The sequence below is a fragment of the [Flexibacter] sp. ATCC 35208 genome (assembly GCF_001975825.1).
Classification (GTDB): Bacteria; Bacteroidota; Bacteroidia; order Chitinophagales; family Chitinophagaceae; genus Chitinophaga.
Window position 1 is genome coordinate 214,274 of record NZ_MTKN01000003.1, and the last position, 13,862, is coordinate 228,135.

The 13,862-nt window shown below is 44.5% G+C and carries 15 protein-coding genes; 8 read left to right on the forward strand and 7 right to left on the reverse strand.

The genetic code is table 11. The features are described from left to right. The first annotated feature begins 117 nt into the window (after window positions 1-117). The 5 genes from BW716_RS04010 to BW716_RS04030 all read left to right on the forward strand — a co-directional run bounded on the left by BW716_RS04010 (window position 118) and on the right by BW716_RS04030 (window position 4,985). Complete coding sequence (locus tag BW716_RS04010; protein ID WP_143708710.1) at window positions 118-555, forward strand: hypothetical protein; 438 nt, start codon at window positions 118-120, stop codon at window positions 553-555. A gap of 68 nt (window positions 556-623) precedes the next feature. Continuing rightward, the gene (locus BW716_RS04015; RefSeq protein WP_083721203.1) at window positions 624-1,910 is read left to right on the forward strand and encodes a glycerate kinase; all 1,287 of its coding nucleotides are present in this window, start codon (window positions 624-626) and stop codon (window positions 1,908-1,910) included. A gap of 76 nt (window positions 1,911-1,986) precedes the next feature. Further along, window positions 1,987-3,162 (forward strand): mannonate dehydratase, encoded by a 1,176-nt coding sequence (gene uxuA / locus BW716_RS04020; RefSeq protein ID WP_083721272.1) that lies wholly within the window; start codon window positions 1,987-1,989, stop codon window positions 3,160-3,162. Window positions 3,163-3,283: 121 nt separating this feature from the next. Continuing rightward, the gene (locus tag BW716_RS04025) at window positions 3,284-3,760 is read left to right on the forward strand and encodes a MarR family winged helix-turn-helix transcriptional regulator (RefSeq protein WP_083721205.1); all 477 of its coding nucleotides are present in this window, start codon (window positions 3,284-3,286) and stop codon (window positions 3,758-3,760) included. Window positions 3,761-4,004: 244 nt separating this feature from the next. Further along, the gene (locus BW716_RS04030) at window positions 4,005-4,985 is read left to right on the forward strand and encodes a tol-pal system YbgF family protein (RefSeq protein ID WP_083721207.1); all 981 of its coding nucleotides are present in this window, start codon (window positions 4,005-4,007) and stop codon (window positions 4,983-4,985) included. Here the strand turns inward: BW716_RS04030 and BW716_RS04035 are convergent. Further along, window positions 4,982-5,218 carry a hypothetical protein gene (locus tag BW716_RS04035; RefSeq protein ID WP_143708711.1) on the reverse strand — a complete coding sequence of 79 codons (237 nt, stop codon included), beginning with the start codon at window positions 5,216-5,218 and terminating at the stop codon, window positions 4,982-4,984. The two genes, BW716_RS04030 and BW716_RS04035, sit on opposite strands and share 4 nt — an antisense overlap. Window positions 5,219-5,358: 140 nt before the next feature. Here BW716_RS04035 and BW716_RS04040 point away from each other — a divergent pair, with 140 nt between their 5' ends. Genes BW716_RS04040 through BW716_RS04050 form a run of 3 tightly spaced genes read left to right on the forward strand, consistent with a single transcriptional unit; the run spans window position 5,359 to window position 7,214 of the window. After that, window positions 5,359-6,210 carry an AraC family transcriptional regulator gene (locus BW716_RS04040; protein WP_083721211.1) on the forward strand — a complete coding sequence of 284 codons (852 nt, stop codon included), beginning with the start codon at window positions 5,359-5,361 and terminating at the stop codon, window positions 6,208-6,210. A gap of 56 nt (window positions 6,211-6,266) precedes the next feature. Further along, complete coding sequence (locus tag BW716_RS04045) at window positions 6,267-6,545, forward strand: hypothetical protein (protein ID WP_083721213.1); 279 nt, start codon at window positions 6,267-6,269, stop codon at window positions 6,543-6,545. A 12-nt stretch (window positions 6,546-6,557) separates the two neighbouring features. Continuing rightward, window positions 6,558-7,214, forward strand: coding sequence for a siderophore-interacting protein (locus BW716_RS04050; protein WP_083721215.1), 657 nt, complete (start codon window positions 6,558-6,560; stop codon window positions 7,212-7,214). Between the two features lie 15 nt (window positions 7,215-7,229). Here the strand turns inward: BW716_RS04050 and BW716_RS04055 are convergent, their stop codons facing one another. The 6 genes from BW716_RS04055 to BW716_RS04080 all read right to left on the reverse strand — a co-directional run bounded on the left by BW716_RS04055 (window position 7,230) and on the right by BW716_RS04080 (window position 13,759). Next, entirely contained in the window at window positions 7,230-7,826 is a 597-nt protein-coding gene (locus tag BW716_RS04055; protein ID WP_083721217.1) for a response regulator transcription factor, read from the reverse strand. Window positions 7,827-8,798: 972 nt separating this feature from the next. Continuing rightward, on the reverse strand, window positions 8,799-9,071 hold the full coding sequence (locus BW716_RS04060) for a hypothetical protein (protein WP_083721219.1): 273 nt from the start codon (window positions 9,069-9,071) through the stop codon (window positions 8,799-8,801). A gap of 135 nt (window positions 9,072-9,206) precedes the next feature. After that, window positions 9,207-9,572, reverse strand: coding sequence for a hypothetical protein (locus BW716_RS04065; RefSeq protein WP_083721222.1), 366 nt, complete (start codon window positions 9,570-9,572; stop codon window positions 9,207-9,209). Window positions 9,573-9,922: 350 nt separating this feature from the next. Next, window positions 9,923-10,615 (reverse strand): AcvB/VirJ family lysyl-phosphatidylglycerol hydrolase, encoded by a 693-nt coding sequence (locus tag BW716_RS04070; protein ID WP_083721224.1) that lies wholly within the window; start codon window positions 10,613-10,615, stop codon window positions 9,923-9,925. A gap of 17 nt (window positions 10,616-10,632) precedes the next feature. Further along, complete coding sequence (locus tag BW716_RS04075) at window positions 10,633-13,218, reverse strand: phosphatidylglycerol lysyltransferase domain-containing protein (protein ID WP_083721226.1); 2,586 nt, start codon at window positions 13,216-13,218, stop codon at window positions 10,633-10,635. 100 nt (window positions 13,219-13,318) lie between these two features. Next, a complete protein-coding gene (locus tag BW716_RS04080; RefSeq protein ID WP_083721229.1) occupies window positions 13,319-13,759 on the reverse strand; it encodes a universal stress protein in 441 nt (146 codons plus the stop codon). Between the last annotated feature and the right edge of the window lie 103 nt (window positions 13,760-13,862).

Consider the following 13,862-nt stretch of genomic DNA (forward strand, 5'->3'; position numbering starts at 1 on the left):
ATGTTGTTCATTTGTTAAAATAAATAAATGAATTTTGGTCCCCACTATATTTTATATGATTGGTATTAATATTGCGGTAAATGACTATATTTAACAAGACGAATCAATCTCCTTTTTATGAAAAGATACATGATCTGCATAAGTAGTTTGCTGATGTGCCTGTTCTTAAGCGTTCATGCAAATAGTATGGCGCAGAATAAACGTACAAATGCTGTTGACAGCACAGGTAAACGTGTTCGCTGGAGTGCTGACGAAAAAGCAGACAAAATGAGTGTTAAGCTCGATCGCCGTTTGAATCTTACGCACAAGCAGGATGCAGATATTCATGCTATCAACACTGACATTAGCCGTCGCCTGGATGCGCTCAAAAATAATACATCTCTTGCAAAGAAAGATAAAATGCAACAGGTGAAAGCACTCAATGAAGAACGTAGCCAACGCTTCAAATCAGTACTTACACCAGAGCAATACAAGAAATGGAACGACTGGGAAATGAAGAAGAAAGAACAGATGGAAGCACGTATGGATAAGAAACAACAGAAGCACAACAACTAGTTACTTACAATACCCAACAAAATAAAAATGGATAAGGATGCTCAGAAGCATCCTTATTTTTTTTCAATATGAATACTGATGCAATTTCCATTTTTAATTCCGCGATCAATGCCGTACAACCGGCAACGTTAATACAACAATGTATACAACATAATGCGGATACAATCACCATTTGCGGCAAATCATTTCCACGTACCGCAGGCAGGCCTGTATGGATATTTGGTGCAGGGAAAGCAGCTGCTGCCATGGCACATGCTGTAGAAACAGCACTCTCTGACTGTCAGTTACAGGGCATGGTGATCACCAAATACGGACATGAATTACCATTACAACATATCACCCTTGCTACAGCCGGTCATCCTATTCCAGATGAAAATGGCGTAGCTGCTACACTGCAAATGACAGAAATGATCACCGGTGTACAGGCAGATGATATCGTGTTATTCCTGTTATCCGGTGGCGCATCTGCACTACTCGCAGATCATCCGCCCGGAGTTACGCTACAGGAAGTCCAATCCGTATTTGATCTTTTGCTAAAAAGCGGCGCAGATATTCACGAAATGAATACCATACGCAAACACCTCTCCGGTGTAAAAGGCGGACAACTCGCACTCCTCACAAATACACCCGCACTCTGCACCATTGTTCTCAGTGATGTAGTGGGCGATGATCTCCATGTAATCGGTTCGGGACCTACCGTACCTGATCCTTCCACATTTGCAGATGCTATGGCGGTGGTGGAAAAATACAAGCTCACCGAGCTGCTGCCCCTTTCTATCTATTTACACCTGGAAAGAGGCTGCACAGGAATAATAGCAGATACGCCCAAACCCGGGCATCCACATTTTGCACACACTTATACTTTCCTCGCAGGCACGAACCGTATAGCCCTGGAAGCTGCGGTCCACACAGCCACACAACTGGGATATGATACACACATTCTCACATCGACATTGACAGGTGATGCAATCACCATTGCACAATCGCTGGTTGCCCAGGCAAAAGAATGGAAGGGTAAGAGGCCCACCTGTCTGCTGGCTGGTGGTGAAAGCACTGTCACCGTAACTGGTAACGGCCTGGGTGGACGCAACCAGCAACTCGCGCTGGCGGCAGGCATTGCGCTGGGAGAAGCCGAAGGCATTACTTTATTAAGTGCAGGCACCGACGGTACTGATGGTCCTACAGATGCTGCGGGCGCCATTGTCGATGCTGCGATTATGCAAATCGGTAAGAATGCTCAGGAACATCTGGATAAACAGGATGCGTATCCTTTTTTTCAAAAGGCCGGCGGACTGCTGATTACCGGGCCTACACAGACGAATGTGATGGATATTATAATCATTCTTCTTGTATAGTGTATAAAAACATCATTACTTCTTTATTAATTATGGCTGGAAGTCCTATTTTTGACATTTAAACCTGTATATGCGTATGTTAAGAATGGAACAGACATGGCGTTGGTTCGGGCCGAAAGACCCGGTGAGCCTGGCTGATATCAAACAAGCCGGGGCCACCGGAATAGTAACGGCATTGCACCACGTTCCAAATGGCGAAGTATGGGCTAAAGAAGAGATCCTGGAAAGGAAAGCGCTCATCGAAGCGGCAGGTCTGACCTGGTCCGTAGTAGAAAGTGTGCCTGTACATGAAGATATAAAAACACAAAGTGGCGATTTCAAAACATACATCCAGCATTACCAACAGTCGTTGCGTAATCTGGCAGAATGTGGCATTTATGTAGTTACCTACAATTTTATGCCAGTGCTGGACTGGACACGTACTGACCTTGCTTATACCGTGGAAGATGGTTCTAAAGCATTAAGGTTTGAAAAAGCAGCCTTCATGGCCTTCGATCTATTCATGCTGCAACGTCCCGGAGCTGAGAATGATTACGATCCTGCTGACATCTCGATGGCTAAGGAGCGCTTTGATAGTATGACCGATGCAGAAAAGACCCTGCTGCAACGCAACATCATAGCCGGTTTACCTGGTTCTGAAGAAAGTTTTTCTTTACAGCAATTCCAGGAAGCCCTGGATAAATATAAAGGCATCGATGCTACTCAGCTGAAGCTGCACCTGTTCTATTTCTTACAACAGATAGCACCAGTTGCAGAAGAAGTAGGAATCAAACTGGCCATCCATCCGGACGATCCTCCCTTCCCTATTTTAGGTCTGCCCCGTATAGTGAGCACCGAACAGGATGCACGCGAACTGCTGCAGGCAGCCCCTTACGCGGCGAATGGTCTCTGTTTCTGCACCGGTTCTTACGGTGTACGTGCAGACAATGACCTGCCAGGCATGGTGGAAAGACTGGGAGAACATATTCATTTCATTCACCTCCGCAGCACACAGCGTGACAGCATTGGCAACTTCCATGAAGCCAATCACCTCGAAGGCGATGTGGATATGTATGCAGTGGTCAGGAATATCCTCGCCGTAATGCATAAGCGCAATGTGAGCATCCCAATGCGACCGGATCATGGTCACCAGATGCTGGATGACCTGCAGAAACACACCAATCCGGGTTATAGTGCGATTGGGCGACTGCGGGGCCTTGCCGAACTACGGGGATTGGAAATGGGTATTGCACGTTCAGTCTTCAATAAATGAAAGCAAACACCTTCTGCCGTACGCTGGCAATTATATAAGGTTGGGATTAGAAACGAACGCATACGCAGCTGGATAGTAACCGGCTGAACCAATAAGTAACACCCCTGAAAACAAACAGCTAATGAACAGTTCACTGGATGAGCAGGTAGCGCTGCATCTGGCACAACGGAAACGAAGTCTGACCAGACTATTGGGATTGTTGAAAAAGGACATGGACTGTAGAATAGTAGAAAAGTTACAACAGAAAGGATATAACAATTTTAAGCTGGGAGATCTGGTAGTATTTATCAATATTCAACCAGAAGGTATTATAAACAATGAACTGGCCAAGAAAGCAAGAATCACCAAACAGGCGATGAGCAAAGTGGTCAAGTACCTGGAATCAGAAGGATATATTTCTACTACGAAACATGCCGTCGACAACAGGGCCATTCTCATATCACTAACTGATAATGGCAAGAAACTGCTGATAGCCGCATTTGAAACCTTCGAAGAAATACAGGCTGAATATACAGCCATCATCGGAGACTCAGATGCGGCTGCCCTCAGGCAGGTCCTCGGTAAACTCCTCTTTTCACTTCATCCTGAACTTGCCTGATGGAATTTTTTCCAGATACGGGAATTTTTGATGACCAGACGCAACAATGCAGAGAAATGGCACCCAAATGCTCAGTTCTCTATAAAAGATACACAAATAACACGATATGCATTAATAAGACACAGCATAATAAACCGCTCATCCTTTATATTCAACATTTTTTAAATCCGGCATAACCATTGTAATAGATATTTTTGTCTATTGACCTTGATTACTTTTAATTTTATCCCATAGGAAAGATTTTATGGTATCCAGCCGGATTATAAATAATGACGACGAATATATAGATGGTTTGCTGGACAGCTCCCCTGCTATTGTAGATGCCATTTACAAGCGCTATTCCCGAAAGGTAAAGCACATGGTAATTGGTTGGGGAGGTAATATAAAGGAAGCAGCCAACGTATTTGAAGAGGTGTTACTGGCCATATACAACTACGCCCGTCATCACAAACTTTTGCTCACTAATCATTTCGAGCCATTCTTTTTATATGCCTGCCAGCTAAAGTGGAAACAGGAACTGATGGAAAAAACGCCCAACAAGGGGTCTTCTTTCCATCCGGTAGCGCCTTCCCCAGGGTTGGATGCTGTGCATATGAAATACGTGGAGGAAGCACTGGCCTGGTCGGGAAACATCCAGGACAATGACAATACACGCGAAGAACTGGAAGAGATGCTCGCTGATCAGCGGGAACGCTGGTTTCATACCAAAGGCAACCCAAATACAAAGATCAGTATCTACGTCATCGTCACCGCTATTATAGCCGCCGGTCTGGCCGGTCTGCTGTTCCTGAGCCCCTGGCACAAGGATGTATACAGACAGTTTTCCGGTACAGAGATGGAGCATATACACAGGGAAGGCCAGGAAGCCGATACCGCCCTCCTTCTGCACGAAGCAGCCATGAGTTTTAACCACGGTCATTTCACCCATACCATCCAGCTATTGGATCAGCTATTGGCAAAGGATTCCTCGCACGCCCCGGCGCGCTATTACAAAGGAGTCAGCCTGCTTGAACTGGGAGAACTGAACAGGGCCCGGAAGGATCTGGGGATCGTATTTGCGGGGACTTCACCCTACCAGTATAACGCCGCATTCTATATAGCCCTGAGCTATCTGAAAGAGGGCAATAAACAACTTTGCCTTGAATGGTTGCTGAAAATACCGGATAGTGCACCCATTTATTTCAAAGCGCAAAGCTTAAAAGAGGAACTGGCTGACAGAAATTAATTCAGGTGAATCATGTGCTTGCTGAAGTGGATAATATTCTCTACTTCACCTTTGATCAGTTCGTAGATCTGTACTCTATCCTTCTTAATCATGATTAACTGCTGGAGAACAAGGTAGTAGGTTTCTCCGTTATGCCCGCTCATCTGGGCTTTTAAGATCTCTTTTTTTACTTCTTCAAAACCAACAGCGCCTAGCTTTTGGTAGATCACATTTAACTCTTCAATCCAATTCATGGTCATAGGTTTTTTAATAATAGTTTGGAAGTCATAGGGTATATAAATTTATTCAATATATAATTAATAAACAATAGGGCTAAATAACTTTTTTGTTAATTCTACAATTTTCTCCCACCCCGTTCGTCTACCTTTATGATATGCCTCGGAAAAAGCAATTTATAGCGTCGCAAAGTCTGGATGGATTGTTCCCGGATCTGCCTTCTTTTGCCATCAAAATCATGTCCACCACTACCAATAGGGAAATGGCCAGCCTGGCAGATGTGCACCGGCACAATTACTACATGCTGTTTGTATTGATGGAAGGTATCAGTGCACATATGATCGATATGGAGCTGGTTACGTTGAATGCAGGGCAAATAGGACTCATCGTTCCCGGTCAGGTACATCTGGCCCAACCGGAGCAAACAGGAACAGGATGGGGCATTGCATTCACTGCGGACTTTCTTCCTCTGTTATCACTCCCGGTCACTCTGCAGGGACCTGTGACACTGCCAACCGATGAGCTGGAAGCAGTGAACCAGATCATCTGCCTGATGTACAGAGAATACAATGAAAAAAAGGCACAGGCCATTCCCCTGTTGCAGCATTACCTCTCCATTCTCCTGCTCATGGTACAGCGTCATACTGCCGATGCACCATCTGCCAATAAATCGCTCCTTACCCGCTACCGGGAACTGGTAGCCGCTCATTACCTGGAATGGACCAAACCCGCACAATATGCCGAGGCGCTCCACATTTCGGTGGACTACCTGAATGAAGTGGTGCGACAATACTCGGGACAGACCGCATCGTCCCTCATTACAGAACGTAGAATACTGGAAGCCAAACGCTTACTACTGCATGCAGAAGAAAGTGTGAAGGAAATAGCCTGGCATTTACAATTCAACGAAGTCTCTTATTTCAACCGCTTTTTTAAGCAACATACAGGCTATACACCTGCCGCCTTCAGGGAAAGTGTACGGGATAAATCCCTATCTGACCCGGAATAGTATAACAGGTAAGGTGTGAAGCATCAATAATTTTGTACCGAATTAATGATCTCTTTATGCAGCCAAGCAATATAATACACAATGATATGCATGCTATCAGCACAGAAAATAATGTGCGGTTACAGCGTGGGGCTGTTTCCGACTTCCTTGCCAGTCTGGCTGTAATTGAAAATCCAGTTGATTATCCATCCTATGAATCAGCCGTACAGGAAATCATCGATCTGATACCCGTACTACAATTGAACGGAATCTTTACACACCTCCGACTGCGCTCACCCAAAGCCATCTCATTGATCACTGACCTCTTCCCGGAACTAACAGGGATAGTAGACTAAACACAAAAATATATGTCGTTAAAGGAAAAAGCAACCGCCTTCCTGATGGGAAAGGTGGGGAAGACTGCGCATGTGCGCCAGGTAACAGCTCTTGATCACCGCTTACTTAAATTGGAATTGCAGCTCCCCGCCCCCCTCGCCTGGCGTAGCTGTCAGCACCTGAAGTGCCAGGTAAGCAGTACTGCGTTCAGGGATTACACCGTAGCACACTACGACGAAAATACCCGGATAGCTACCCTGATCATAGATGCGGGCCACGTAGGCCAGGGCAGTGAGTGGCTTCGAATGCTGGCTCCTGGTGATCCTGTCATGTACGTAGGCCCCGGAGGCGGATTCCACCAACCTACAGCAGCTTCTAAGCTGGTATGTATAGGCGATGCCAGCGCCATGGGCCATATCCTGTCTCTGTATCACCACCGGAACCCGGAGCAGGGCTTCCATACAGTGGCAATAGACGAAGATCCCCTACCCGCAGCAATAATGGGCATGCCGGTACGGTTCTCTGACGGACAGGAAAAGGATATTATCAATTGGCTGGACCAACTGCAACTGCCTTCAAATGATACTACATTTTATGTAGCTGGCTATATTCCGATGGTGGTTCAAACAAGAAAATTGCTCAAACAATTGGGTTGGAAACAGGTAAAAGCGGCGGGGTTCTGGGAATAGTGGGACAAGCGTAAGCTAGCCTACCAGTCTTTCCTGCATAGCTTTGACAATAGCAGACGAACGGGAATTTACATCCAGTTTGCGATAGATGTTCATAATATGTGAGCGTACAGTGCCGACACTAATATGACAGTGCTCGGCTATTTTTTTGTAGGTATCTCCACTTACCAGACAATCAAGTACCTGCAATTCACGATGAGAAAGGCCATACTGCATGGGTTCTTCTTCCGGTTTACGGTTGAAGAAAGTAAGTACTTTCTGAATAGTTGCCGTATTACTATGGATGGCCGCTTCGTAAAGTTGCGCAAACGTAGCACTCAGAGAAGCTGGTGGTGGTACAGGATCATACTTGCTGGTAATGGTGGTAATAGCTGTTTCCTTATTTCGCACAGAAAATAATAGTACGTTGATGTCGGGATAAGCTGCTTTCAGAATATTGGCGGCTTCGATAGCAGTTAGTCCGGGAATGTCACTATCCATGAATACGACATTACTGATATCTTTTGCCAGTTGCTGTACCAGGTGTTTTGAATCCCCATGTTCTCCGCCTTCCGCCCCTAAAGCATCCTCCCCACTGGCCTTCCCAGTGCTGTTGCGCCGCACATTTTTCATATTGTTTTTTTTGGGTTTGTATATGTTGCGAAACCTTTAATTCCGGTACTGCAAGTGTTGATAAATTGGTATACTAGTATGGCTGTAATGGAATATATACACGGTTTCCCATACCGAAACAAATTTGAAACAAATACCCACAGTAGTCAATCCGATAAGTATATGATTTTTCAATAAATACTAATAAACAATTGTTTGTATATTATAGAATACCTAAAAAGAAAAAATTATTCAAACGTAAGCCTGCATTGATTAGGGACATAGTCAGGGAGTCGTGGAATCGTACCAATTTACTCATAAAACCGCAGGCTCCCAAATAGTAAAACAATATGAAAGGAAAAGAAAAGAGCTTGTTCTCTGTTCTGTATCACAATATTAAGTGTAAAAAAATTATGGATTATAAAAATGAGGGTGCCTTAACAATCGGTTAACCACCAGATCAAAACATTATCTCTAAATTTGATATATCGTTCAAACATTAATGACTGACTAAAAAATTAAAACGTTACAGTATCATACTCATTGACACAGCTGTAACGGGTTGACATGTGAATGTTCTGGCCCTTACCCCTTGGTGAGGGCCGATTTTTTTATAATAGCTAAGATGGGAAAAAACTGGCAGGTAACTTAACAGAAACCTGCGTACAGAAGCTTATGAAATCTAAACCGTCTTATGAGAAAAAGGTAATTGCGAAATTTAGGTGCTACATATATAGAATTGCCTATGCGGGATAAATGGCAAGACAAACCCCATATAGTTTTTGTGTAACAGGCACGGAAGGTAGGAAGAGTTTCTCCAAAATAGGTTAATGTGCAGTTAATGACATAGTTAATACGCCGTTAACTGCGGAATAACATACTCCGCAGTAACGCGCATTCATGGGGAAACAAGTCCTGACCCTATCCCGAAGGATTGAGCAGAAAAAAAAGATTGAATAAGCTGTGTGAATTGGGTTACACAGTAGTAATGGATTACATCAGAAAAAAGAGAAGGTTCGTCACAAGTGCTAAAGTTAGATTCTTCACAAATTTAATATTGAAGCCTCCTTTTTCCGAGTAATAATAGCTTTCCTTATAGCGGTCATATGCTATAGGAGCTCCCAGTTCTTTCATCATTTTTAAAAATTCAAATAAAGTTCTCTCGGAAATCCTTAACCTTTTTGCAAGGTGAGCGGGTTTTCCTGTGCCTTTGATCCTTATCAGGTAATCAATGGTTTGCAGTCTTTCAAAATAACGTTTAGGCATGCTGGCATAGTGGGGTTTACAATGTACTTGAATAATAAGAAATTTTTAAAGTCACTCGTTCCAGGTCTGCAATGGATTCTTCCTTGCTGATTTATCGGATAGCCTTTTTAATGTTGTGTCTCTTGTATCGATCCCTTAATTGGCTAATGCTGTTTTAACAGTTACAAAACTTTGTTTAGCTTCATCCCCATAGTTAACAGGAATATAGGACCTGCCCCTGCAGGCAGTATAGTACGTGTTTTTCATAAACTTATATTTTGAGGGTGCAAGATCAATTTTTAATACAGGATAGCCTGCATGCAAGCTAAAAAATCCTACTGCTATTTTGTTGCAGCTGCGCCTTATTTTCCAATCACTTTCATTACTTGAAAAGTAAACTCCCCCGGTTGAAACCTGGGGAGTTTTCATCAAAAACCAACCATTAAAAGGCTCGTCAGCAAAGGGTTTCAGCATCTTAATGCACCAACCCGTTGCAATATCCTGAAGTAAGTTTTTATCCATTATAGCTGTTCGTGTATACGCTTTAAGATAAAATTCTCACGGGTAGATACCCGAAAGAGGTTTCCATGGCTGACAAATGTGGTACAAATCCTTTTTTTCTACATTACATTACTACGTTGTAATGATACATTACCGGACTGAGAATTTGGTTAATAAGATGTTAACGAATAAAAATAGCTGCAAAAAACCTCACTAATTGCATGATCTGCAATAGCTTACATACATAGAATGGTATAACGTTTTAGCAACAAATATTAGGACAGTTAACCAGTTGTTAATTAAAAAACAGGCGATCGCCAAAGTTTTAGAGATAAAAAAAACGCCCTTCCGGAGAGGAAGAGCGTTACTATTTATTTAGGCCCCCAGTGCGACACCATCTGCGTCACTACCCCAGTCGCATCATCATTGTAATGATGCCCTCCAGGCAATACAAGGGATTTATAATTTGTAATCGTCAATGCATGCAGATCAAAGTCGTTTTCATCTTTCCCGAAAATCAATAATAACGGCTTATTCACGATCGTATTCATCGCCGCCGGTACATTCAGCGCCCCAGGCGTAGAACTCTTGCCCAGCATATCTGAAATATGTACCACCATATCCGTACTTGCGGATGGTGACATAAACACCAGCGATAACGTCCCGTTCTGCAACGCCCCCGGCAAATGCTGATATATGAAAGGCAATACATCCGCTCCCATTGAGTAACCTACCAGCAAAAATGAATGATTGTTCCACTCCTTACTATAATATTGTAATAAGGCTGCCACATCTGCCCCTGCCTGCTGTGGGGTCTTCTTACTCCAAAAGTATTTCAGGGAGTTCAACCCAATAACAGGAAAACCCCTTGCATTCAGCGTATTCACCATATCCACGGCAAACTTCTTCATCCCTCCGTCTCCTGACAAAAACAATACTATCGGATGCTGGTTGCCAGCTGTAGGTGCCTTCACTGTTACAGGCAGTTTGCTGATATCCGTTTGCGCATGGGCTGTAGCCATCAAAAGGCCCAGTACCCCCATCAGCCATAATCCTTTTACCATTGTAAGCGTTTTTATAATCAAGCCTTCATTACTTTGCTCAATGCAGCCGGGAGTTGTATCAGGTCAAAATCATGCTCATATACCAGGTACTTGTTCGTCCAGTCCGTGGCATACTTTTCCTTGAATTCTCTCAAGCCATGATAATGACGGAACGCCTTGATCTTTTCGTACGCAAATTTTACTACCTGCTCGGCTGTATTCTGCGGTTGCTGTATTCCAGACATCGGTACCAGGCCCAGATTCAGGTATTGTAAACCCTGATCTTTTGCATCCTGTATCAATGTGATGATCAACGCATCCATGCACCCACCAGGTGTAGCCGTACGCTTGCGGATCAGATCATATGTACATTCCCCCGGTGCATAGTCCGGAATAATATTCAAAAATGCTGCCACCTGTCCCTGCGCATCCGTTACCGTGATCACATCCTGGTCCCTGATGGCATCTATATCGAACAAGCCCTGGGAGAAGGTCATCTCTTTTACATCATAATCCACCAGCCACTCGTCAGACACTTCTTTCAGTTCCTTTACCAACTCAGGGCTCAATGGCGCACGTTTTATTGCCGTTACATACCCTTTCGCTGCCAGGCTATTCAACCCGTTACGCAAGGATTTTTTATCCTTTCCACTCAATGTAAACGCGGTCACATCCACAATACCCTCCTGCCCTATCAGGATCTTCTTTTTCCGCAGGTGTTCAAAATAATACATACTTTGTTCATCCACTCTGTAGAATGCAGGCTTCAATCCCATCTTCTTACACTGCTCTTCAAACTCCTGCAGCAAAGGCAATTTTGCATCTTCTGCACATACCGGCTCCTCCAGTACGATTGCAAAACTACTGGCTACTCTGTAGGCAATAAAACCCTCGTGTTTCTCTGATATAAAGAGCAACTTGTCATCCCCCACTTTAAAGTAGTCCATCGCGGAACTACCATATTGACTCAGGTAATACTGCGCCTTTTCCATCGCCGCATTCGTATGCTTGCCTTTATGCAGATAAGGACGAATAATGGTATAGAACAGGAACGCCCAGGCTCCTACCCCCAATACCCGGATGGCACTTAAAAACTCCCGGCCAAAACGCGTCACCGGTTTTAACCCATCGTCTTCAAGTAACAGGAAGCCATGAAAAGATGCACGCAATGAATGCAACAGGGTAAAGTCAATTCCGAAATGCTTTACATTCAGGAAATAGAAACCGATCGTGCCAAAGATCAATACTACCAGTAGCGTTGCGACTGCCGTCACGACCCCGATATTCACCAGTTGACGATTGCTCTTGATCCTATATTGCCTGGCAGTAATAAGCAAAATAAGCGCCGTTAACAATGCCAGCGAAGCCTCTTCATAGTCCAATGCCTTACTGATATGGCCAAAGGCTGATAACACCGATACCGTCAGTGCAACAATCCAGGCACTACGCAATCCCCTGAACAGAAAAGTGGCGGTGACCAGCAGTACCAATCCCAGGAACACCACCAATAAGTTGGAAGCATGAATACTCTCTGTTGGAATATAGCCTCTCAGCACCCGCAAACGATTTGCGAGGGGAGGCGTCAATACCGAAAAAATGTTCACCATCCCCAGCAGAAAGATCAACACCGGCGGCACTAAGCGCAGCACCAGGTGACGCCCCTTCAGGATAAAAGCAAACACCCCTGCCAGCAAAGGCAGCCAGAACTCGAAAAGGCGGTATAATAATGTGATTTCCAATGCCTGCAGGGAGGTAAATCCATAATTGGTGAGCAGGTAAGCCAATGAAAGCTCAATGGCGCCCAATCCCCTCAAAAAAGGCGATACAATCAGGAAGATCGTAGCTACGATGTACCCTACACAAGCGGCTTCCAGCGATGGATGCGCCCCTGTAGCCAACATGCTCAGGTATAAATGAGCGATGCCTGCCAACTCTATGCCGGCAGACACCAGTATTGTTTTTATAAATGCGGGGCGGTTCAGGTCAAAGGCGAAGATCTCGTCTACATGCTGCATCACACCAGGCAGATATTTTGCCAGCAGGTTGTAAGCGGCTCCCCTCGTCTGGATAGAACGCACTAACCAGACAGTGCCTGCCAGCACCGCACAAATGGTCACCAGTCCCCCTACTGCTTCCAGCATCGATTCATCGTGCAGTACTGCATAGCCCACCACAGGTATTCCCACAAGGAAAACGGAGAAAATACCTACAAATCCATAGATGCCGGAGGCCTGATGGATCTGTTGCTTATTAATCTGGCTGCGTCTGAGGCTCTGTGGCAGGTAAGCCAGTGAGCTCACGCCGCCTGCAGGCAAAAAGATACTTAGCAGGTTACGCTTCAGAAACAATTCAATTCCTCTGCCGATGTCCAGCTTACTACCTACAGAACGGAAACTATAGAGATACATCCATGCCTGCAGTAAAATGTATACCACAGAGAGTACGATGCCGACGATCACCCAGAAGCGGTCAGCCCGCTCTATGGCAGGCATCAGAGAATATAATTCATGGCGCTGTTGCCTGAAGAAATAGATGGCCAGTAAAATAAAAAGTACAGCCAGCATTTCTTTCCAATGCAGTTTACGCAACAACGGCCCAATTTTGATCTTGTCTTTCAAGGGCATTACAGGTATAATTTTGAGTATAGCATGATCCTTACTTAACACACAAAACTACGTGTAAGTTGAAAGGCAATAAGGATATGGTGAACAGTTTAATTAAATTTTAATGCTTTTCTTTCCTGTAAGGCACTACCAATACAGGAATAGAAGCATGACGGATGACAAATTCAGCCGTGCTGCCAATCAGTAAATGGTCCAGACCGGTGCGGCCGTGTGTACCAATTACGAGGGTAGTTGCACCTTCTTCAGCTGCCTGCTCCAGAATGTCTTCTTTTGGATTGCCTAAAGTAGCGGTAACGGATACAGTTACATCAGAGTAAGCTTCCCGGTAAGTTTCAAGATGTGCGATAATGTCCTGCAGACGACCATTCAGCTCATCGGCAGATGGGCTTACTGTTTCGATCACAGGTATTACTTCTGCGTTCTTGTCCAGGATAGAAGTGATGGTTACAGGAGACTTGGTGCTCCGCGCGAGTTCCATACCAGCAGCAATAACGCTGGCAGAATAGCTGCTAAGATCTACAGCTATCATGATTTTTGACATAGACAGTCGGTTTTTTTTAAATGCAGATGTTTGTTGTGGTAGGCTTAGGTAAGGGTGTATTATGGTACAAATTTACTATAAGTATGGGGATAAAACAAAAAAC